This window comes from Streptomyces longhuiensis (assembly GCF_020616555.1).
GTDB classification, from domain to species: Bacteria; Actinomycetota; Actinomycetes; order Streptomycetales; family Streptomycetaceae; genus Streptomyces; species Streptomyces longhuiensis.
On the sequence record NZ_CP085173.1, the window covers coordinates 1,698,900 to 1,717,735 of the forward strand.

At 73.4% G+C, this 18,836-nt stretch carries 18 protein-coding genes and 1 pseudogene; 9 read left to right on the plus strand and 10 right to left on the minus strand.

The features are described from left to right. Nucleotides 1-45: 45 nt before the first annotated feature. Together LGI35_RS08075 and LGI35_RS08080 are read right to left on the minus strand one after the other, a co-directional pair. On the minus strand, nt 46-2,067 hold the full coding sequence (locus LGI35_RS08075; RefSeq protein WP_227293212.1) for an NADPH-dependent 2,4-dienoyl-CoA reductase: 2,022 nt from the start codon (nt 2,065-2,067) through the stop codon (nt 46-48). A gap of 149 nt (nt 2,068-2,216) precedes the next feature. Then, nucleotides 2,217-2,483 (minus strand): hypothetical protein, encoded by a 267-nt coding sequence (locus LGI35_RS08080; RefSeq protein WP_227293213.1) that lies wholly within the window; start codon nt 2,481-2,483, stop codon nt 2,217-2,219. A gap of 68 nt (nt 2,484-2,551) precedes the next feature. On the opposite strand from LGI35_RS08080, the gene LGI35_RS08085 reads away from it, so the two are divergent. Next, nucleotides 2,552-3,016 carry a MarR family winged helix-turn-helix transcriptional regulator gene (locus LGI35_RS08085; protein ID WP_376224479.1) on the plus strand — a complete coding sequence of 155 codons (465 nt, stop codon included), beginning with the start codon at nt 2,552-2,554 and terminating at the stop codon, nt 3,014-3,016. A gap of 22 nt (nt 3,017-3,038) precedes the next feature. On the opposite strand, the gene LGI35_RS08090 is transcribed toward LGI35_RS08085, so the two are convergent. Then, entirely contained in the window at nt 3,039-3,758 is a 720-nt protein-coding gene (locus LGI35_RS08090; RefSeq protein WP_227293215.1) for a GNAT family N-acetyltransferase, read from the minus strand. Between the two features lie 193 nt (nt 3,759-3,951). Here LGI35_RS08090 and def point away from each other — a divergent pair, with 193 nt between their 5' ends. Further along, nucleotides 3,952-4,584, plus strand: coding sequence for a peptide deformylase (gene def, locus LGI35_RS08095; protein WP_116500537.1), 633 nt, complete (start codon nt 3,952-3,954; stop codon nt 4,582-4,584). A 143-nt stretch (nt 4,585-4,727) separates the two neighbouring features. Here def and LGI35_RS08100 read toward each other — a convergent pair whose 3' ends face one another. Continuing rightward, nucleotides 4,728-5,519 (minus strand): VOC family protein, encoded by a 792-nt coding sequence (locus LGI35_RS08100; protein WP_227293216.1) that lies wholly within the window; start codon nt 5,517-5,519, stop codon nt 4,728-4,730. 203 nt (nt 5,520-5,722) lie between these two features. Here LGI35_RS08100 and LGI35_RS08105 point away from each other — a divergent pair, with 203 nt between their 5' ends. Further along, nucleotides 5,723-6,748: an NAD-dependent epimerase/dehydratase family protein gene (locus tag LGI35_RS08105; protein ID WP_227293217.1), complete on the plus strand. Its 1,026-nt coding sequence runs from the start codon at nt 5,723-5,725 to the stop codon at nt 6,746-6,748. Between the two features lie 33 nt (nt 6,749-6,781). Here the strand turns inward: LGI35_RS08105 and LGI35_RS08110 are convergent, their stop codons facing one another. Both LGI35_RS08110 and LGI35_RS08115 read right to left on the minus strand, forming a co-directional pair. Then, nucleotides 6,782-7,894, minus strand: a complete 1,113-nt coding sequence (locus LGI35_RS08110) for a sensor histidine kinase (RefSeq protein ID WP_227293218.1) — start codon at nt 7,892-7,894, stop codon at nt 6,782-6,784. Between the two features lie 298 nt (nt 7,895-8,192). Beyond that, nucleotides 8,193-8,885: pseudogene (locus LGI35_RS08115) on the minus strand (response regulator transcription factor); the annotation flags it as partial. Nucleotides 8,886-9,008: 123 nt separating this feature from the next. On the opposite strand from LGI35_RS08115, the gene LGI35_RS08120 reads away from it, so the two are divergent. Genes LGI35_RS08120 through LGI35_RS08130 form a run of 3 tightly spaced genes read left to right on the plus strand, consistent with a single transcriptional unit; the run spans nt 9,009 to nt 11,058 of the window. Continuing rightward, entirely contained in the window at nt 9,009-9,743 is a 735-nt protein-coding gene (locus LGI35_RS08120; RefSeq protein ID WP_227293220.1) for a glycosyltransferase family 2 protein, read from the plus strand. Next, complete coding sequence (locus tag LGI35_RS08125; RefSeq protein ID WP_227293221.1) at nt 9,740-10,408, plus strand: TIGR04282 family arsenosugar biosynthesis glycosyltransferase; 669 nt, start codon at nt 9,740-9,742, stop codon at nt 10,406-10,408. Before LGI35_RS08120 ends, LGI35_RS08125 begins: the two co-directional genes overlap by 4 nt. Continuing rightward, on the plus strand, nt 10,405-11,058 hold the full coding sequence (locus tag LGI35_RS08130; protein ID WP_376566486.1) for a class I SAM-dependent methyltransferase: 654 nt from the start codon (nt 10,405-10,407) through the stop codon (nt 11,056-11,058). Before LGI35_RS08125 ends, LGI35_RS08130 begins: the two co-directional genes overlap by 4 nt. On the opposite strand, the gene LGI35_RS08135 is transcribed toward LGI35_RS08130, so the two are convergent. Next, nucleotides 11,013-11,561: a hypothetical protein gene (locus tag LGI35_RS08135; protein ID WP_227293222.1), complete on the minus strand. Its 549-nt coding sequence runs from the start codon at nt 11,559-11,561 to the stop codon at nt 11,013-11,015. The two genes, LGI35_RS08130 and LGI35_RS08135, sit on opposite strands and share 46 nt — an antisense overlap. Continuing rightward, on the minus strand, nt 11,561-12,793 hold the full coding sequence (locus LGI35_RS08140; RefSeq protein ID WP_227293223.1) for a molybdopterin-dependent oxidoreductase: 1,233 nt from the start codon (nt 12,791-12,793) through the stop codon (nt 11,561-11,563). Before LGI35_RS08140 ends, LGI35_RS08135 begins: the two co-directional genes overlap by 1 nt. 152 nt (nt 12,794-12,945) lie before the next feature. On the opposite strand from LGI35_RS08140, the gene LGI35_RS08145 reads away from it, so the two are divergent. Beyond that, the gene (locus LGI35_RS08145; RefSeq protein ID WP_227293224.1) at nt 12,946-14,304 is read left to right on the plus strand and encodes a hypothetical protein; all 1,359 of its coding nucleotides are present in this window, start codon (nt 12,946-12,948) and stop codon (nt 14,302-14,304) included. Here the strand turns inward: LGI35_RS08145 and LGI35_RS08150 are convergent. Then, the gene (locus LGI35_RS08150) at nt 14,291-16,036 is read right to left on the minus strand and encodes a phosphatidylglycerol lysyltransferase domain-containing protein (RefSeq protein WP_227293225.1); all 1,746 of its coding nucleotides are present in this window, start codon (nt 16,034-16,036) and stop codon (nt 14,291-14,293) included. The two genes, LGI35_RS08145 and LGI35_RS08150, sit on opposite strands and share 14 nt — an antisense overlap. 158 nt (nt 16,037-16,194) lie before the next feature. On the opposite strand from LGI35_RS08150, the gene LGI35_RS08155 reads away from it, so the two are divergent. Both LGI35_RS08155 and LGI35_RS08160 read left to right on the plus strand, forming a co-directional pair. After that, the gene (locus LGI35_RS08155) at nt 16,195-17,421 is read left to right on the plus strand and encodes an alpha/beta hydrolase (protein ID WP_227293226.1); all 1,227 of its coding nucleotides are present in this window, start codon (nt 16,195-16,197) and stop codon (nt 17,419-17,421) included. Nucleotides 17,422-17,557: 136 nt separating this feature from the next. Then, the gene (locus tag LGI35_RS08160; RefSeq protein ID WP_116500525.1) at nt 17,558-18,043 is read left to right on the plus strand and encodes a YybH family protein; all 486 of its coding nucleotides are present in this window, start codon (nt 17,558-17,560) and stop codon (nt 18,041-18,043) included. Here LGI35_RS08160 and LGI35_RS08165 read toward each other — a convergent pair. Beyond that, nucleotides 18,040-18,765 (minus strand): class I SAM-dependent methyltransferase, encoded by a 726-nt coding sequence (locus LGI35_RS08165; protein WP_227293227.1) that lies wholly within the window; start codon nt 18,763-18,765, stop codon nt 18,040-18,042. The two genes, LGI35_RS08160 and LGI35_RS08165, sit on opposite strands and share 4 nt — an antisense overlap. Nucleotides 18,766-18,836 lie beyond the last annotated feature (71 nt).

The following is an 18,836-nucleotide window of genomic DNA, read 5'->3' on the forward strand; positions in this document are numbered from 1 at the left end:
GAGGCGGTCACGCGGCCGGCGGGCCCGACCACGTGACCGCCGGTCTCACAGCGCCGCGGCCAGCTCGGTGCCCTGGCGGATGGCGCGCTTGGCGTCCAGCTCGGCGGCCACGTCGGCGCCGCCGATCAGGTGCGCCGCGCGGCCCGCGGCGAGCAGGTCGTCGTACAGGCCTCGGGCCGGGTCCTGGCCGGTGCACAGCACGACGGTGTCGACGGGGATGACGGTGGAGTTGCCGTCGACGGTGACGTGCAGGCCCGCGTCGTCGATGCGGTCGTAGGTGGCGCCCGCGACCATGGTGACGCCACGGTGGCGCAGCTCGGTGCGGTGGATCCAGCCGGTGGTCTTGCCGAGTCCGGCGCCGACCTTCGAGGTCTTGCGCTGGAGGAGGTGGACGGCGCGCGGCGGGGTGGGCCGGTCGGGCTTCGCGAGGCCTCCGCGGTCGCGGTAGTCCATGTCGACGCCCCACTGCCGGAAGTACGTGGCGGGGTCCTGGCTGGCCTTGTCGCCACTGTCGGTGAGGTACTCGGCGACGTCGAAGCCGATGCCGCCCGCGCCGACGATCGCGACGCGCTCCCCGACGGGCGCACCGTCGCGCAGGACGTCGAGGTAGCCGACGACGCTGGGGTGGTCGAGCCCGGGGATCTCGGGGGTGCGGGGGGTGACGCCGGTGGCGACGACCACCTCGTCGTACGCGTCCGGGGTGAGGTCGGCGGCGGTGACGGGGGTGTTCAACCGGACGTCCACGCCGTGCAGTTCGAGCTGTGCGCGGTAGTAGCGCAGCGTCTCGTCGAACTCCTCCTTGCCGGGGACCTTGCGGGCGACGTTGAGCTGGCCGCCGACCTCGGACGCGGCGTCGAAGAGGGTGACGGCGTGGCCGCGCTCGGCGGCGGAGACCGCGCAGGCGAGACCCGCGGGGCCCGCTCCGACGACGGCGACGCGCTTGCGCAGGCGGGTGGGCGCGAGGACGAGTTCGGTCTCGTGGCAGGCGCGCGGGTTGACGAGGCAGGAGGTGATCTTGCCGCTGAAGGTGTGGTCCAGGCATGCCTGGTTGCAGCCGATGCAGGTGTTGATGGTCTCCGAGCGCTCTGCCCGGGCCTTGGCCACGAAGTCCGGGTCGGCGAGCAGGGGCCGGGCGAGGGACACCATGTCGGCGCAGCCGTCGGCGAGCAACTCCTCCGCGATCTCAGGGGTGTTGATGCGGTTCGTGGTGACGAGCGGTATGGAGACCTCGCCCATGACCTTCTTGGTGACGAAGGTGTACGCGCCGCGCGGCACCGACGTCGCGATGGTCGGGATGCGGGCCTCGTGCCAGCCGATGCCGGTGTTGATGATGGTGGCGCCGGCGGCCTCGATCTCCTTGGCGAGCCGCACGACCTCTTCGAGGGTGGAACCGCCGGGCACGAGGTCGATCATCGAGAGCCGGTAGATGAGGATGAAGTCGGTGCCGACGCGCTCGCGGACGCGGCGGACGATCTCGACGGGGAAGCGGATGCGGTTCTCGTACGAGCCGCCCCAGCGGTCCGTGCGCCGGTTCGTGGCGGCGACGATGAACTCGTTGATGAGGTAGCCCTCGGAGCCCATGATCTCCACGCCGTCGTAGCCCGCCCGCTGTGCGAGTTCGGCGGCGCGCGCGAAGTCCTCGACGGTCTGCTCGATCTCGGCGTCGGTGAGTTCGTGCGGCGGGAAGGGGCTGATCGGCGCCTGGAGCGGGCTCGGGGCGACGAGGTCCTCATGGTAGGCGTAGCGGCCGAAGTGGAGGATCTGCATCGCGATCTTCCCGCCCGCCGCGTGCACCGCGTCGGTGACCTGGCGGTGCTCGTCGGCCTCCGCCTCGGTGGTCAGCTTCGCGCCGCCGGCCCAGGGGCGTCCGGCCTCGTTGGGGGCGATGCCGCCGGTGACCATGAGGCCGACGCCGCCGCGGGCGCGGGTTGCGTAGAACTCCGCCATGCGCGCGAAGCCGTTCTCCGCCTCCTCGAGTCCCACGTGCATGGAGCCCATCAGGACCCGGTTGGGCAGCGTGGTGAATCCGAGGTCGAGCGGGGTGAGCAGGTGCGGGTATCGGCTCATGGTGGCCCTCCGTGCGCGGCGAACGTCGTCACAGTTGTAGACGACGACACCTCGCTTTTGCAACAAGTTGCATAAGAGAGCTGCGCCACGCCGCCCAGCGCCACCCCGCCCCGCCGCCGGGACAGGTCACGGCGCGGCCGGGCGGCCGGTCAGTCCGCGGCGACCTCGGCCACCCACCCGTACGGCAGCTCCTCGCCGTCGACCGTCACGGCCTCGACGGAGCGGGTGAGCGGGTCGATCTCCACCTGCACCCCCTCGCCCTCGAAGCGCGGATAGCCGGACTCCCCGGACGACCCCGTGGCCTCGACGGACACCACGCGCAGGGGGTTGCCGTGCACGGGGTGACCGTCCTTGTCGGCGAGTTGGGGCTTGACCATGACCGTGTATCGGGCGGGCACATCACTGCGGTCGCTCATGCTCAGGAGGCTAGCCCCGGGCACGGGAACGCGCCTGCCCGCGGCGCGCCACGCCCCTCGGTTGTAGAATGCAACGAGCAGCGGGGAGAGGACAGCACGTGACAGACCGAGAGACGGCCGTCGAGACCATTCAGCGCGAGATGACGTCGTTCGCGCGGCGTGCCAGAGCGATGGCCGGACGGATGCACCCCGAGCTGTCGCTCGTGTCGTACACCCTGCTCAGCCACCTGGACGAGAAGGGCGGCTGCCGGGCGACGGACCTCGCCACGCACTACGCCCTCGACAAGTCGACGGTGAGCCGGCAGGTGTCCGCGCTGGAGCGGGCCGGGCTCGTGATGCGCCGGGTGGACCCGGACGACCACCGCGTCCAGGTCCTCCATCCGACCGAGGCGGGCGCCGACATCCTCGCCCAGGTCACCGTCAGCCGCCGTCAGGCGTTCCGGGAGCGGGTGGCGGACTGGCCCGAGGAGGATCTCGTCCGCTTCGCGGACTATCTGCTGCGTTACAACGCGCAGGTCCAGGAAGACGCCTGAGCCGCCCAGGACATCCGGCGCGTCAGCGGGCGGCGGCGTGGTCGAACTCCGGGGCCCGGGCCGCCATGAACTTCGTGGTGCGCCGCAGCCGGAAGCCCAGGGACTCGTAGAGCCTGATGGCGTTCGTGTTGCGCGCCGCCGTGTGCAGGAACGGGGTCTCGCCGCGGTCCTTGATCCCCGCCGCCACGGCCAGGACGAGGCGGGCCGCGAGCCCCTGGCCACGATGGTCCAGGTCGGTGCACACGGCGCTGATCTCCGTCCAGCCCGGCGGGTGCAGCCGCTCCCCCGCCATCGCCACGAGCGCGCCCTGCCTGCGGATCCCGAGATAGGTGCCGAGTTCGACGGTACGGGGCAGGAACGGCCCCGGCTGGGTGCGCGCGACCAGGTCCAGCATCTCGGGCACGTCGGCCGCGCCGAGCAGCACCGCCTCCGCGTCCGGCGCCGCGGCCACGCCGTCGCCGACGAGCTGCACCCCGTCCATGCTCATCGTGAGTTCCCAGCCCTCGGGCGGCGCCGTGCGCATCCCGGGCAGCGGGACGGTCTCGCCCGGCCCGGCCAGCGCCGCGAGATCCGCCCAGTCCCCGGGACCCGGCTCGTCCGGCAGCGCGAGCCACGGCGACACGTCGAGGGGGTACCGCACGACCCGGCCCCGCCGTTCGGCGAAGTGAGCGTGCGGGCCGGTGAGGGAGGCGTACGCGGGGTTGTCGAGCGGGTGGGCGGTGGCGGCGGCCGGGACGGACATACGGCGGGCTCCCAGGAGGCGGCGGTGGGCGTGCGGGCGATGGAGCGGCCGTGCCGACCATGGCCGCCCCATGATGAAAGCCCATGTCACCGCGGTCCCATTCCCTCACCGGGGGAATGTTCACGAGCCCGCAACGATGCGCGTGGCGCGGTGGACGTTGCCGACGCGTGATCCTTCTTGGCATGCTGGCGCGATGCCCTCCGTACCCCTGAGTGACCGCGTCGAGGAACTGCTCGCGGGCGAGCACCCGTTGCCGGTCGTGGAGGCGGGCGCCCCCGTGCTCCGGTCCCCCGCGCAGACCTACGACGGTCAGCTCGAACCCGCGCTCCTGGAGCGGCTGATCGCCGCGATGCGCGCGTCGATGCACGCCGCTCCCGGCGTCGGTCTCGCCGCACCGCAGATCGGGGTCCCGCTGCGGATCGCCGTCGTCGAGGACGCGGCGGAGGTCCCGGAGGAGGTGCGGGTGGCGCGCGGCCGGGTGCCGCAGCCGTTCCGTGTCCTGATCAACCCGTCGTACGTGCCCGTGGGAGCGCACCGCGCCGCGTTCTTCGAGGGCTGCCTGAGCGTGCCGGGCTTGCAGGCCGTGGTCTCCCGGCATCAGCGGGTGCGGCTGCGTGGGCTCGACGAGCGGGGCCACACCGTGGACGAGGAGTTCACGGGGTGGCCCGCCCGGATCGTGCAGCACGAGACGGATCACCTGCACGGAACGCTTTATCTCGACCGGGCGGAACTGCGCTCGCTGTCCACCCGGAACGCGATGGCCGAGCGCTGGACACAGCCCACCGCGGAGCTGGCCGCGGGCGCGCTCGGCTTCTCGCTTCCCTGAGGGCCCGCGTGCGCTCAGGGCCCGTGTGCCATGAGGGCCCGTGAGGCCTGAGAGCCCGCGCCCTTGAGCACCCGGGCCCCCCGGGCCCCCCGGGGACCGTCTCCCTGAGGGTCCGTGTCCGCAAGGACCCGTGCCCCCTCCCGTCAGGTGAGGTCGGGCATCTCGCCCTCGGTCGTGCTCAGGTCGATCACCGAGAACGCGGCACCCTGCGGGTCCGTCACCGCCGCGAAACGGCCGAACGGGGTGTCCATCGGGCCGTAGTGGAGCTTGCCGCCGAGCCTGGTCACCGTGGCGACCGCCGCGTCGCAGTCGTCGACCGCGAAGTAGATGTTGACGTACGACGGGACCTGCGGCGGGAAGTCCTCGGTCATTTTGAAGCGGCCGAGCTGGGGCTGCCCGTCGAGCTGCCAGATGTTGAAGTCGACGTTCTCGTCGGCCATCTTCTGGACCTCGTACGGGAACGCGGCCTCGAAGAACCCGTCCGTCTTCCCGGTGTCACGCGTGGTCACCTCGGCCCAGGCGTACGAACCGGGCTCACCCACCTTCTCGAACCCGTCGTGCGTACCCGGCTGCCAGAGGCTGAAGAAGACGCCGGCCGGGTCCTGGACACTGACCATCGAGCCGAACTCGCCGACCTCCATGGGCTCCATCAGCACGGTGCCGCCGGCCTCCTTGACGCGGGCCGCCGTGGCCTTGACGTCGGGCGTGGCCAGGTACAGGTTCCAGGACGGCGGAGTGCCCTCCATGCCCGGCATCTGCGGCGAGAGCGCGCCGACCCGCTTGCCGTCCGACTTCGCCTGCGTGTAGTTGCCGAACTCCTCCTGGCCCTCCTCGAACGTCCAGCCGAGAAGCTCGCCGTAGAAGCGCTTGGCGGCTTCCAGGTCGGGGAACATGGCGTCGGCCCAGATGGGCGCGCCCTCCGGTCGTGCGGCCATGGCGCGAACCCTTCTTCCGAGTGGTGGTGGTTGGGGGGCGGTCCGGGTTGCGGCGGTGCGATTCATCCCGGTTTCACCGGTTCACGCTAGCCGCGTACAGGCCGCCGCGCGATACCGAACTCTGTTCGCACCACCCTTACGGAGCCATGACGTATCGGCGCGGAGAGCTCTCGCGGCGCCCCGCCCCGCATAGCGTGGGCGGCATGCGTGTACTGGTCACCGGCGGTGCCGGGTTCATCGGGTCCGCGGTCGTGGACACTCTCTCCGCACGAGGACATGAGGCCGTCGTGCTCGACGTCCGGCCGCCCGACCCGGACGAACAGCGGCCCTGGGTCGTCGCCGACGTACGCGACCCCGTCGCCGTGGAGTCGGCCCTCGCCGGCGTCGACGCGGTGTGCCATCAGGCGGCGAAGGTCGGCCTCGGCAAGGACTTCGCCGACGCGCCCGACTACGTCTCCCGCAACGACCTCGGCACGGCCGTGCTGCTCGCCGCGATGGCCTCGGCGGGGGTACGGGATCTGGTGCTCGCCGGGTCGATGGTCGTGTACGGGGAGGGGCGTTACGAGTGCGGGCGTCACGGAGTGGTGCGCCCGGGACCGCGTGCCGAGGGCGACCTGCGGGCGGGCCGCTTCGAGCCCGCGTGCCCGCGGTGCGGCGACGCGCTGAGCCCCGGCCTCGTCGGCGAGGACGCCCCCACGGACCCGCGCAACGTGTACGCGACGACGAAGCTCGCCCAGGAACATCTGGCGTCCGCCTGGGCGCGGGCCACCGGGGGCCGGGCGGTGTCGCTGCGCTACCACAACGTGTACGGGCCGGGGATGCCGCGCGACACCCCGTACGCGGGCGTCGCGTCGTTCTTCCGGTCGGCGCTGGCCCGGGGCGAGGCCCCGCGCGTCTTCGAGGACGGCCGCCAGCGGCGGGACTTCGTGCACGTGCACGACGTGGCCGCGGCGAACGCGCTCGCCCTCGAGGCCATGGGCGACCGGCCCTCCGACTCGTGCGTCGCGTACAACACGGGCAGCGGGGATCCCCACACGGTGGGCGAGATGGCCCACGCACTCGCCGCCGCGTACGGCGGGCCGATGCCCGTCGTGACGGGCGAGTACCGGCTCGGCGACGTACGGCACATCACGGCGGACCCGGCGCGGCTCAGGGCCGAGCTCGGGTGGCGCGCCGAGGTGGGGTTCGAGGAGGGGATGACGGAGTTCGCCAAGGCGGAGCTTGCGTGAGGTGACCGCGCCGGCCGCCGGGGCGCGTGCCCGCTACGCCCCGGCGGCGGGGAGCGTCACCTCGAAGCAGCAGCCTCCGGCCACGTTGCGCACGGCGGCGCTGCCCCGGTGGGCCTCGACGATTCCCCTGACGATGGCGAGCCCGAGGCCCGCGCCCGACGGGGGTGTACGGGCGTGGCTGCCGCGCCATCCCGTGTCGAAGACGCGCGGCAGATCCTGCTCGGGGATGCCGCCGCAGCCGTCCGTGACCGTCAGGACCACACCGTCCGTGGAGCCGGCCGCCGCCACGGCGACCGTGCCGTCGGCCGGCGTGCGACGGATCGCGTTCACGAGGAGGTTGCCGAGGACGCGGCTCATCTCCTTGCCGTCGACCTCGACGGGAATCTTGTCGACGCGGTCGCCGACGAGGCGTACGCCGTGTTCGCGGGCGAGCGGGTCGGCGCCCGCGAGCGCGTCGCCCACGAGGTCGTGGAGGGAGATCCTGGACGGGGTCAGGACGAGGGTCCCCGCGTGGATGCGCGACAGTTCGAAGAGGTCGCCCACCATCTCGTTCATGCGCTCGACCTCGGTGCGGATCTGGCGCAGATAGCGGTCCGGGTCGGCCGCCATGCCGTCCTCCAGCGCCTCGGACATCGCGCGGAGCCCGGCGAGCGGGGTGCGCAGATCGTGCGAGATCCAGGCGACGAGCTCGCGGCGCGAGGTCTCCAGGGCGCGCTCGCGGTCCCTGGAGGCGGCCAGCTTGGCGCTGGTTGCCTCCAACTCCCTTGTGAGCGCGGCGAGTTCCGCCGTGGCGGGGACGAGGGGCGCCGCGAAGCTGCCGCCGTCGCCGAAGGAGCGGGCGGCGAGAGTGAGCGCGTTGCTGCGGGCCACGACCCAGCGACCGAGGAGCAGCGCGGTGGCCAGTGACACGGTGGCGGCCATCGCGGCGACGGTCGTCACGACGGTCAGGTCGTGCGGGGACAGGAACATCGCCCAGGCCACGACGAGCGTTCCGGCCAGCATCGCCGTCACGGCGACGGCGGCGACGACCGTGAGCGACACCGTCAGGGAGCGGCGGCGCAGCACGAACAGGGCGAGCGCGCCCAGCAGGCCCGCGCCGAGGGCACCAAGGAACGCGAAAAGGGCGATGAGGAGCATGTCATGCACGGGGTCGGGTCCAGTCTGCCGGTGCGCGGTCGGGCCGAGGGGCTTCGGGCGCGCGGTCGGGCCCAGGGACTTCCGGCGCACGGTCGGGCTGAGAAACGTCCGGCGCGCCGTCGGGCCGAGCAACGTCCGGCGCACGGTCGGGCTGAGAAACGTCCGGCGCGCGGTCGGGCCGAGAAACGTCCGGCGCACGGTCGGGCCGAGAAACGTCGGGCGCACGGTCGGGCTGGGGAACGTCTGGCGCGCGGTCGGACCGACTGGCGTCACCGTGCGGGCCCGAACCCAGGTCCAGGTCCGGGTCCGGGTCCAGGCGGTAGCCGACGCCCCAGACCGTCTGGATGAGGCGCGGGGCCGCCGGGTCGTCCTCGATCTTGCCGCGCAGTCGGCGGACGTGGACCGTGACGGTCGACAGGTCACCGAAGTCCCAGCCCCACACCTGCCGCATGAGCTCCTCACGGGAGAACGCGTGGCCCGGGTTGCGCAGGAAGAAGACGAGGAGGTCGAACTCCCTTGTCGTCAGGGCGAGTTCGACCCCCGCCTTGACGGCCCGACGTGCCGCGGGGTCGACGGTGAGGGCGGCCGCGCGCAGCGGTCCCGTCGGCTTGGGTGCCGTGGCCGCGCGGGCCCGGCGCAGCACCGACTCGACGCGCAGGACCAGCTCGCGCGGGCTGAACGGCTTGGTCACGTAGTCGTCCGCCCCGACTTCGAGGCCGAGGATGCGCTCGTCCTCGTCGCCGCGCGCGGTCAGCATGATCACGGGGACGGGGCCGCGGGCCCGGAGTCTGCGGCACACCTCGAGGCCGTCCATGCCGGGCAGCATGAGGTCGAGGACGACCAGGTCGGGCCCGTGCGCGTCGGCGCGGTCGAGGGCGGCCGGACCGTCGGCGGCGCGGTCGACGTCGTAGCCGGCGCGGTCCAGGTAGCCCGCGACGACCTCGGCGACGGTCGGGTCGTCGTCGACGACGAGGACGCGGCCGAGCGGTGGTGTCTGCATTCCACCAGCGTCGCACCCGGGGGTGCCGATCCGAGCCGCCGGAGGGGTCACCCGGGTGCGACGTCCGCGTTTCGTAAGGAGCTGAGGCCTGAAATGTCCGGTTCGGATTCGTAGGGTGACACCGTGATCCCCCCTGACTGTCCCTCCCTCCCCGCCCCGGCCTCGTCGGTCGATGTCGTGCTGCCCTGCCTCGACGAGGCCGCCGCGCTGCCGTGGGTGCTGGCCCGCATCCCGGACGGCTGGCGGGCGCTCGTCGTGGACAACGGTTCCACCGACGGCTCCCCCGACGTCGCCCGTTCCCTGGGCGCGACGGTGGTGACGGAGCCCCGGCGCGGCTTCGGGGCCGCCTGCCACGCGGGCCTGCTGGCGTCCGACGCGGACGTCGTCTGCTTCTGCGACTGCGACGCGTCGCTCGACCCGGGTCTGCTGGCGCCGTTCGTCCAGGACGTCGTCGCGGGCCGGGCCGATCTCGTGCTCGGGCGGCGCAGGCCGCAGGGCCGCGGCGCCTTCCCCGTGCACGCGCGCGCCGGGAATCTCGCGCTGGCGGGGATGCTGCGCCGGCGCACCGGGCTGCGGTTGCACGACCTGGGCCCGCTGCGCGCCGCGCACCGCACCTCCCTCCTGGCCCTGGACCTCGCGGACCGCCGCAGCGGCTACCCCCTCCAGATGGTCGTCCGGGCCGCCGACGCGGGCTGGCGCATCGAGGAGCGCCCGGTGCCCTACCGGCCCCGTACGGGGAAGTCGAAGGTCACCGGCACCTGGCGTGGCACCTGGCAGGCGGTACGGGACATGCGCGCGGTCCTCGCGGAGAAACCCCGGCCCGCGCTCTCGTCGCACGGAGAGGCGGCATCCCGGTGAGCGCCGACGGGTCACCCGCGGCTCGGCGGCACGGCACCACGCTCCTCGTCATCGCCAAGTCCCCGGTGCCCGGGCGGGTCAAGACGCGGCTCACGCCGCCGTTCACGCCCGAGGAGGCCGCGCGCCTGGCCGAGGCCTCGCTCGTCGACACCCTGCACGCCGCGCTCGCCACGTCCGCGCGGCGCCGGGTGCTGGTGCTGGACGGGGCGCCCGGAGCGTGGCTGCCGGCCGGGTTCGACGTGGTCGCGCAGTGCGGCGGCGGCCTGGACGAGCGGCTCGCGGCGGCGTTCGCCGGGTGCGACGGGCCCGCCGTCCTGATCGGGATGGACACGCCTCAGGTGACGCCCGCGCTGCTCGCTCCCGCGCTCGGACCCGACGCCTGGCGGGACTGCGACGCGTGGTTCGGGCCCGCCGACGACGGCGGGTTCTGGGCGCTCGGGCTCGCCGAGCCCGACCCGGAGCTGCTGCGGGGTGTGCCGATGTCGACGGCGCACACGGGTGCGGCCCAGCGGACCCGGCTCACGGATGCGGGGCTGCGCGTGCGGGACCTGCCGGTCCTGCGGGACGTCGACACGGCCCACGACGCCGCCCTGGTGGCGGCCGCCGCGCCGGACGGCCGGTTCGCCGCCGAGCACGCGCGGCTGACGCGGGTGGTCCGCTCATGACCACGATGCGCGAGGCGGCACCGGCCTGGTGTACGGACCCCTACGCGGACGCCGTGCGCAACGAGCGCGGACCCCTCTTCCTGCGGCGCGCCGACGGATGGCTGCTGCCGCTCGACGTGGAGCGCTGGTGCGCGGTCGCCGACGCCGCCGACCTGTCGGCGCTGCGCCGCTGCGAGGGCGCTGTCCTCGACATCGGCTGCGGCCCGGGCCGGCTGGTCGCCGCACTCGCCGCGGCCGGTCACCGCGCGCTCGGCATCGACGTGAGCGAGGTCGCGGTCGCGCGGACGGTGCGTCTCGGCGGCGCCGCGTTGCAGCGCTCCGTCTTCGACTCCCTGCCCGGTGAGGGCCGTTGGGGGACGGCAATTCTCCTCGACGGCAACATCGGGATCGGCGGCGACCCCGGGGCCCTGCTGTCCCGTGTCGGCGAACTCACCGCTTCCGGCGGGCTGTTGATCGCCGAGACGGCTCCGCTGGACATGGACGAGCGGGTGGAGGTGCGGGTCGACGACGGGCGGGGCGCCGCGGGCGCGCTCTTCCCGTGGGCCCGGGTGGGCACGCGCGCGCTGTTGCGGTACGCGCGCCCGCTCGGCTGGCTGCCGGTCGCTCAGTGGTCCGAGGGCGGGCGCTCCTTCGTCTCCTTGCGCCGCTGACGCGCCCGTTCACGCTCCCGCGCCCGCTCCTCCCGGCGCGCCCTGCGCGCCTGCCTCCAGGGCGACGCGGGAGCGAGGAACGTGACGGCCACGAACCACAGGGCCGACGCGGCGAAAAGCGCGGCCGTCAGCAGCAGCCACCGCGGCAGGAACGCGTCCCCCGAATGTCCCGTCACAAGGACGTAGTGGTCCGCTCGCGCCCGCGTGATCAGCGGGAACCACACCAGGAGCAGCAGGCCGGACAGGAACGCGGGGACGCGTACATACGTCATCGTGGTGCGGCTGCGGCCGCCGAGCGCCTTCCGCGCCGCGACGTCCGCGAGCGAGTACACCGGCACGAGCAGCAGGTCGTGGACGAGGGCCGCGCCGACGAACCAGACCGCCACGGCCCATGGGTCGTTCTCGAGCAGCCGCACGCCCGCGTATCCGGCGAGGGCGAACGAGGCTGTCGGCAGCAGGAGTTGGAGCGGGCTCTCGCCATACCCACGACTCAGGCGGTTCATCACAGCGCTCCGAACGTCATGCGGGCGACCCACTTGGTGTTCAGGACGCCCGGCGCGGCGGGGACGATGACACGGGCCGGGTAGCCGTGGTCGAGGGTGAGGTCGGCTCCGTCGACGCGCAGGGCGAGCAGGGAGCGCGGGTCGTGGACCTGGTTGTGCCGCAGGGCCGCCTTCCGGAACGCGCCGTGCTGTTGCAGCGATTCGACGAACACGTCGGTGTCGCCGTCGGTCCCGGCGAGGGCGGCCAGGTCGCGCAGCCGTACGCCGCTCCAGTGCTGGTCGTCCGTGGACCAGCCTTCGACGCAGGCGATGGGCAACGCGCTGGTGTGTTGCGGGAGTCGGAGCAGGTCGTCGCGGGTGAGCCGGTGGACGGTGCCTTTCGGTCCGGTGACGACGAGCCGCCACGGCTCGCCCGTGTCGGCCGTACGGATGCCGGCCACGGCGGCGGTCTTGTTGATCTGGAAGCGGCCGGGGCCGGTGCCCGGGTCGGCGCCGCCGTGCGGGGCGAGCAGGGCGGTGCGGCGCCATACCCCGCCGATGCTCTGGCCGGCCGTCGTGACGAGCAGCAGGAGGGAGCCCGCGCCGACCATGGCGAGCGCCCCGCGCCGTGAGACCGTCGGCTCGGCGGGTTTCGCCGGCACCAGATCACCCGTCTCGGGCAGGCCCGCCTTCCTCTCACGCAGCACGCGCAGTGCCTGCGGTACGCGCAGCACGGCGTGGACGACGAACGCGCTGATGAACACCCAGGCGCCGTAGAAGTGCAGCGGGTAGAAGGAGCCGGGGAACAGGTAGTCGAGCTGCACGTTGAGGATGCCGGTCACGAACTCGAAGAGCGCTCCGCCCACGAGCAGGAGCAGCGACAGCCGTTCCAGGGCGTGGCCGATGGAGCGCGCGGGTGGCAGCGCGAACAGTTTGGGCACGACCGACCACAGCTTGGCGAGGAGTACGGGCACGAGCACGACGCCCACGGTGACGTGCAGTCCCTGGGTGAGGCGGTACAGCCAGTGCGGGTCCGTCGGCCAGGAGAACAGATAGAAGCCGAGCAGGCCCTTGCCGGGCGTCTTGTCGTTGACCGCCGCGAGGTTCGGGTTGTAGGCGGCGTACGACAAGAGGCCGGTCACGAAGAGCAGGGTCATGCCGACGAGCAGGACGAGGCCGAGAACCGCGGTGAAGCGGGGGCCGCGCAGGGGGCTGCGCCACGGATCGGGGAGAGTGCGGGGGAGGACGCCCATGTGGTTCCTTCAGGCTGTGCGCGGCGGGGCCCGCCGACCTGTTCCGACCGTATTGCGCACAGCCCGCGGATCGGCCCAGGAAGATCTGACGGTTCGGTGACGCGCCTCCCGGTGCCACCGTTTCGGCGCTGCGGGCGCCTAGCGTTCCGGATGTGAAGCTCGAAGCTCCTCCCGAAGCCCCCCGCGCCGCACCGCCCTCCACCGGGACACGCCGTGACCTGCTCGCCGCCGCTGCCGCCGCCGCCCTGGTCGCGGCGGCCGCGCTCGTGGGCAGATACATCCAGGACCACTACGGCACCCTGCACGTCGACTGGGCGCCCGTGTACGCCCATTGGGATCCCCACGTGGGCCCGGGCACCCCGGCGGCGATCGCCGTCGCCGTACTGGTCATCTCCTACGGGCCCGTGGTGGCGGCCCGCCTGCGGTGGCGGCTGCTGCTGCCCGCCGTGTGGGCCGCGTCGGCGGCGTGGACCTTCTCGCTCGCGCTCGTCGACGGCTGGCAGCGGGGCATCGCCGGGCGCCTCACCACGTCGTACGAGTATCTGCGGGTCATCGACCGGTTCGACGACGTCGGCGCGACGCTGAGGGACTTCACGCGGCACATCCTGCTGAACTCGCCCGCCCACTGGCCTCCCCATGTCGCCGGGCATCCGCCCGCGGCGACCCTGACCTTCGTCGGCCTGGACCGGATCGGGCTCGGCGGAGGTGCGTGGGCCGGGGTGTGGTGCATCACGGTGGGGTGCACGGCGGCGGTCGCCGTCCTCGTCACGGTGCGCGCACTCGCCGACGAGCGGACGGCGCGCCGCGCGGCACCCTTCCTGGCACTCGCGCCGGCCGCGGTCTGGGTGGGCACGTCGGCGGACGGCTACTTCGCGGCGGTCGCCGCCTGGTCCGTGGCGCTGCTCGCGGTGGCGGCCACCCGCGGCAGCCGCTGGGCGGCCCTCGGCGGCGGACTGCTGTTCGGGCTCACCTGCTATCTGTCGTACGGGCTGACCCTGATGGTCCTCGTCGCGGCGGCCGTGCTGCTCGCGGCGCGGACACCGCGGCCGCTGCCCCTGTTCGTCGTGGGGGCGGCCGTGGTGTCCGTCGCGTTCACCCTCGTCGGGTTCAACTGGTGGGAGGCCTACCACCTGCTGACGGAGCGCTACTACCAGGGCGCGGGCGGGATCCGGCCGTACGGCTACTGGGTGTGGGCCAACCTCGCGTGCACCGTGCTGATCGTCGGGCTCGCCACGGCGGCGGGGCTGCGCCGGGTTCCGGGACGTGTCCTGCACGCGCGCGCGGAGCCGGAGGGACGGCTCGCGCTGGTCGTCCTCGGCGCGGCGCTCGCCCTCCTGGCCGCCGATCTGTCGGGCATGAGCAAGGCGGAGACGGAACGCATCTGGCTCCCGTTCGGCGTCTGGCTCGTCGCGGCCACCGCTCTGCTGCCCGCGCGGTGGCGCCGCGGGTGGCTGACCGCGCAGGCGGTGCTCGCCCTGCTGGTCAACCACCTGCTGGTCACGGGGTGGTGATCTCCACCGGCTGCGGCTTCTCCTCGCGGGCGGCGGGCCGGTTCCGCAGGAGCTGCCGCAGCCGCTCCGCCGGGTGCGGCAGGACGACGAACGCCTCGGCCTGGAGACAGGCCCAGCTGATCCTCGGCAGGTCGCGCACCGTGGGGTAGACGACGAAGCGCGGCTCCCACGCGGGCCGGAACTTCGCGTTGAAGCGGTACAGGGACTCGATCTGGAACCAGCGCGACAGGAACACGAGCAGCCCCCGCCACACCCGCAGCACCGGGCCCGCGCCGAGGCGCTCGCCGCGCGCGAGAGCGGCCCGGAACACCGCGAAGTTGAGCGACACACGGCGCACTCCGAGCCCGGGGGCGCCGCGCAGGGCGGCCACGATGAGGAGTTCGTTCAGGCCGGGCTCGGCCGTGCGGTCGCGGCGCATCAGGTCGAGGGAGAGCCCGTCCTCGCCCCAGGGCACGAAGTGGAGCAGGGCGCGCACGCGGTCGTTGCCCGCCTCGTCGTCCTGGTGGGCGGTGACGACGACGCAGTCCCCGTCGTCGGGGTCGCCGAACCGGCCGAGCGCCATGGAGAACCCGCGTTCGGTGGCGCTGCCCCGCCACGCGGCGGCGGCCTCGCGCAGCCGCTTCTTCTCCTCGTCGGGCAGATCGCGCACGTGCCGCATGCGGCAGGTGTAGCCGACGCGTTCGATGCGGTTGACCATCTGCCGGACGTTGCGCATGGTGCGCCCCGAGAGGCTGAAGGCCTGGCAGTCGACGATGGCCTCGTCGCCCAGCTCCAACGCCTTGAGACCGCCTTCGCGGACCCAGACCTGTCCGCCGAGTTCGCTGCACCCCATGACGGCGGGGGTCCAGGCATGCAGGGCGCACTCCCGCAGGAACTCCTTGATGGCGCCGGGCCAGGCCTCGTGGTCGCCGATGGGGTCGCCGCCGGCCAGGGCGACGCCGGACACCACGCGGTAGGCGACGGCGGCCTTGCCCGAGGGCGAGAAGAGGACGCTCTTGTCGCCGCGCAGCGCGAAGTAGCCGAGCGAGTCACGCCGCCCCTCGTCGGCCAGCAGGGCGCGCAGCCGTTCGTCGCTGTCGGCGGGGCGCAGGGTCACGGGCCGCAGGGCGAGATAGACGCTGGTGGCGGCGGTGACCACGCCGAGCGCCAGCAGCGAGAAGTACACGATGTCGCCGGCCCGGTCGCTCCGGTACGCGATGGGGCCCGACGCGCCGAGCAGGCCGTAGCCGACCTCCTGGACCCGGTCGGCGAACGTGATGGCGTGGCCCGTCTCCTGGTGCGCGCGCACCCCGACGACGAGCAGGCCGAGCCCGAAGCTGCTGCCGCCGAGGACGACGAGGTTCCACAGGGCGCGCGTTCTGCCGCGCGGGTCGCCGAGTGCGTAGAACTCCTCGCGGTGGGCGACGAGCGCGACGCACAGGACGACCGAGACGGTCGCGGGGATCAGGGCGTGATGGCGCACGCCCTGGACGAGCGCACTGACCGCGAGCAGCCCCACGGCCGCCTCCCAGGCGCGCCGTTTACGGCGGCGCAGGCCTCTGGCGAGCATCACGAGCAGCAGTCCCGCGGCGAGCGCGGCGGCGCGGGCCACCTCCTCGGCGAGGCCCGGCACATAGGGCGCGATGCGCTCTATGCGGGTCTCCTGCATGTGCGGGGAGATCGCCGACGCGATGTCCAGAATTCCGATGATCAGGCACGTGTGACCTGCCACGGCGGCGGGGCGTTGTTTCACAGTGACCGAGCGTAGGAGTGCTCCACCTCGCTGGAGTAAGAGCGACACAGGAGCACGGTAAGAACGCGGTGGCCGGCAAAACCTGCCACGGTCATCGCGCCTCTTTCCCGGTGACAACCGCCGAACAGCGCACATGACTGCTGAAAGTTGAGGAAGACATGGGCCTGACGAGCCGGGCACTCGAGTACGCGACAGTGCTGGCCGCCCTGGTGTGTGTGGGGCTCGCGGTCTGGGTGTGGCCGCGGCTCGCCCGACGCGGGCCCGCGGCCGTGCTCGGCCGCCTCGGCGTGATCGGCGCGACCCAGCTCACGATCCTCACCGCGTTCGCCGTCGCCGTGAACACGAACTTCGACTTCTACGGCTCGTGGGACGAGTTGCTCGGCCACGTCGACAAGGCTCCCGCCGAGGTCACGGCGCTCGGCCGGTCCGGCGTCCACTCCACGGTCGGCGCGGTGCGCGGCGGTCTGGTGCAGCCCGCCGGGCCACAGGGCCTCGATCGGGTGAAGGGCCTTCCGCACGGGCCCGCCGCACAGGTCGGCCGGGTCGACTCGGTCAAGATCGTCGGACGGCGCAGCAGGGCCGTGAACCCGGCGTTCGTGTATCTGCCGCCGCAGTACTTCCAGAAGCAGTTCCACCGCCAGCGCTTCCCCGTGATGGTCGCGATCAGCGGCTACCCGGGCGGCATCATGAACCTCGCCCAGTACCTCCAGGTCCCGCAGACCGCCGCCCGGCTGCTGAGGGCGGGCAAGATCCAGCCGACGGTGATCGTGATGGTGCGCCCGACGATCGCGCCGCCCCGTGACACGGAGTGCGTGGACGTACCCGGCGGTCCGAAGGCCGAGACGTTCTTCACGAAGGATCTGCCTCAGGCGCTCAAGCGGTCGTACCGCGTGGGTCACGATCCCAGCGCGTGGGGCGCTCTCGGCTATTCGTCGGGCGGCACGTGCGCGCTCCAGCTCACCCTGCGCCACCCCGGCGTGTACACGTCGGCGGCGGCGCTGTCGGCGGACTACAGGATCAGCGACGACCTGACCACCGGCAGCCTCTTCGGCTCGGGTCCCGGCGCCGCGCGGCGGCGGCGCGAGCACGACCTCGTCTGGCGCCTGGAGCACCTGCCGGTACCGCGCGTGTCCGTCCTGGCCGCCAGCAGCAGGTCGGGCGAGAAGGACTACGGCGACACGATGAGGTTCCTGCACGCGGTGAAGCCGCCCATGACGTCGGCCCAGATCATCCTGCCGCGCGGCAGCCACCACTTCACGACATGGCAGCGGGAGATCGCTCCGGCCATGCGGTGGATGAGCGGCCAGCTCACGTTCCCGCAGGACACCACGCCCTCATCGCACCGCCGGCCCACGGCACAGGCCGCGAACCGGCCACACCCGTAGCCGCGCCGCGTCGCTGTCCCGCCTGCCCGGGCCTCGCTCCGGCCCGACGGATCACCCGTCACCGACGACCCGTTACGGTGGCCTGGCATCGGCGCCGCCCCGGCGCGCCTCCCCCGTCCGACCAGGAGCAGCCCTCATGCCCGAGTCCGCCGTGTCCGCCCGCCCCGCACTGGCCAGGCCGGGCGCGGCGCCCGGCGACGTGGCCGCCGTCTGGTCCGTCGTGACCGGCATGTACGAGGCGTACGCCACTGGGGACCGCGCCCAGATCGACGCCCGGCTCGACCCGGAGGCGACGATCTGGGACCCGGCCGCCGAGCCGCTGCTGCTCGGCAAGCCGGACCTGGACCGGGTGCGGGACGAGCGGCCCGAGTCCGGGGACGGGCCCGTGGGGAGCGGGCTTCGCCCGTACGACCCGGTGGTCGACGTCTTCGGTGACACGGCGGTCCTGCGTTACTGGCTGCGCGTCGCGTACACGCCCGGCCCGGACGGCACCCCGCTCCGTCCCGAGCTGCTGCGGAACACGGCGGTCCTGCGCAAGGACCCCGCGGTCGGCCGCTGGCTGATCGTGCATCTCCACGAGGACGTACGGCAGGCGGGCGGGGCGCCCGAGACCGACGTCTAGCGCGGCGGGCCGGCCTTCGTGGCCACCAGGAGGCGGCACCTGGGGCTGCCGTCGGAGCGCTCGCCGAGTTCGGGCAGCGCCCGGAGCTCCACGTCGAAACCGGCCCTGACCAGCTCGTTCCGTACGTCGCCGAGGCGGAAGCCGCGGTAGTACATGACGAAGGGCGGCCGCCACAGCGCGTTGCGGACCCGCATCGCGCCGTCGAAGGCCAGCATCGACCAGTAGCCGCGGGAGCCGGGCCGCGCGGGAGCCGGCACCGGGAACGCGAAGCGTCCGCCCGGCCGCAGCACGGAGTGGACCTGGGCGAACAGGGCGGGCCGCTGCCTCGGCAGGAAGTGGCCGAACGCCCCGAAGCTGACGACGAGGTCGAAGGCGGGGCCGAAGGGCAGGGCGAGGGCGTCGCCGCGCACCAGGTCAGCGCCGCTCCCGTGGGCCGCGCGGCCCGCGGTGAGCATGCCCGCGCTGATGTCGACGCCGACGGGCCGCTCGCGGCACACCTGCGCCAGGACGCCGAACCCCGCGCCGGTCCCGCAGCACAGGTCCAGTCCCCGCTCGAAGGGACCCATGACGCGCAGGGCACGGGTCACGGGTCCGAGGACCGACCGGGGCGTGCGGAACGGCGTGCGGTCGAACTTGGGGGCGAGCAGGTCGTAGCCGTGCTCGACGGAGGACAGCGCCTGGACGGCGAGCTCCCGGACTGTGGGGCCTTCGGGTGCGAACATCGGGGCTCAGCATAGGCCGCCACGCCCAGTGTCACGGGGGCTGTGCTCAAGGGGTCGAGCAAGGGTCACGG

Excerpts from the sequence above, each read along its gene's own strand:
- LGI35_RS08075 (WP_227293212.1), bottom strand. The coding sequence starts at position 2,067 with ATGAGCCGATACCCGCACCTGCTCACCCCGCTCGACCTCGGATTCACC.
- LGI35_RS08080 (WP_227293213.1), bottom strand. The coding sequence starts at position 2,483 with ATGAGCGACCGCAGTGATGTGCCCGCCCGATACACGGTCATGGTCAAG.
- LGI35_RS08085 (WP_376224479.1), top strand. The coding sequence starts at position 2,552 with ATGCAACGAGCAGCGGGGAGAGGACAGCACGTGACAGACCGAGAGACG.
- LGI35_RS08090 (WP_227293215.1), bottom strand. The coding sequence starts at position 3,758 with ATGTCCGTCCCGGCCGCCGCCACCGCCCACCCGCTCGACAACCCCGCG.
- def (WP_116500537.1), top strand. The coding sequence starts at position 3,952 with ATGCCCTCCGTACCCCTGAGTGACCGCGTCGAGGAACTGCTCGCGGGC.
- LGI35_RS08100 (WP_227293216.1), bottom strand. The coding sequence starts at position 5,519 with ATGGCCGCACGACCGGAGGGCGCGCCCATCTGGGCCGACGCCATGTTC.
- LGI35_RS08105 (WP_227293217.1), top strand. The coding sequence starts at position 5,723 with ATGCGTGTACTGGTCACCGGCGGTGCCGGGTTCATCGGGTCCGCGGTC.
- LGI35_RS08130 (WP_376566486.1), top strand. The coding sequence starts at position 10,405 with ATGACCACGATGCGCGAGGCGGCACCGGCCTGGTGTACGGACCCCTAC.
- LGI35_RS08135 (WP_227293222.1), bottom strand. The coding sequence starts at position 11,561 with ATGAACCGCCTGAGTCGTGGGTATGGCGAGAGCCCGCTCCAACTCCTG.
- LGI35_RS08140 (WP_227293223.1), bottom strand. The coding sequence starts at position 12,793 with ATGGGCGTCCTCCCCCGCACTCTCCCCGATCCGTGGCGCAGCCCCCTG.
- LGI35_RS08155 (WP_227293226.1), top strand. The coding sequence starts at position 16,195 with ATGGGCCTGACGAGCCGGGCACTCGAGTACGCGACAGTGCTGGCCGCC.
- LGI35_RS08160 (WP_116500525.1), top strand. The coding sequence starts at position 17,558 with ATGCCCGAGTCCGCCGTGTCCGCCCGCCCCGCACTGGCCAGGCCGGGC.
- LGI35_RS08165 (WP_227293227.1), bottom strand. The coding sequence starts at position 18,765 with ATGTTCGCACCCGAAGGCCCCACAGTCCGGGAGCTCGCCGTCCAGGCG.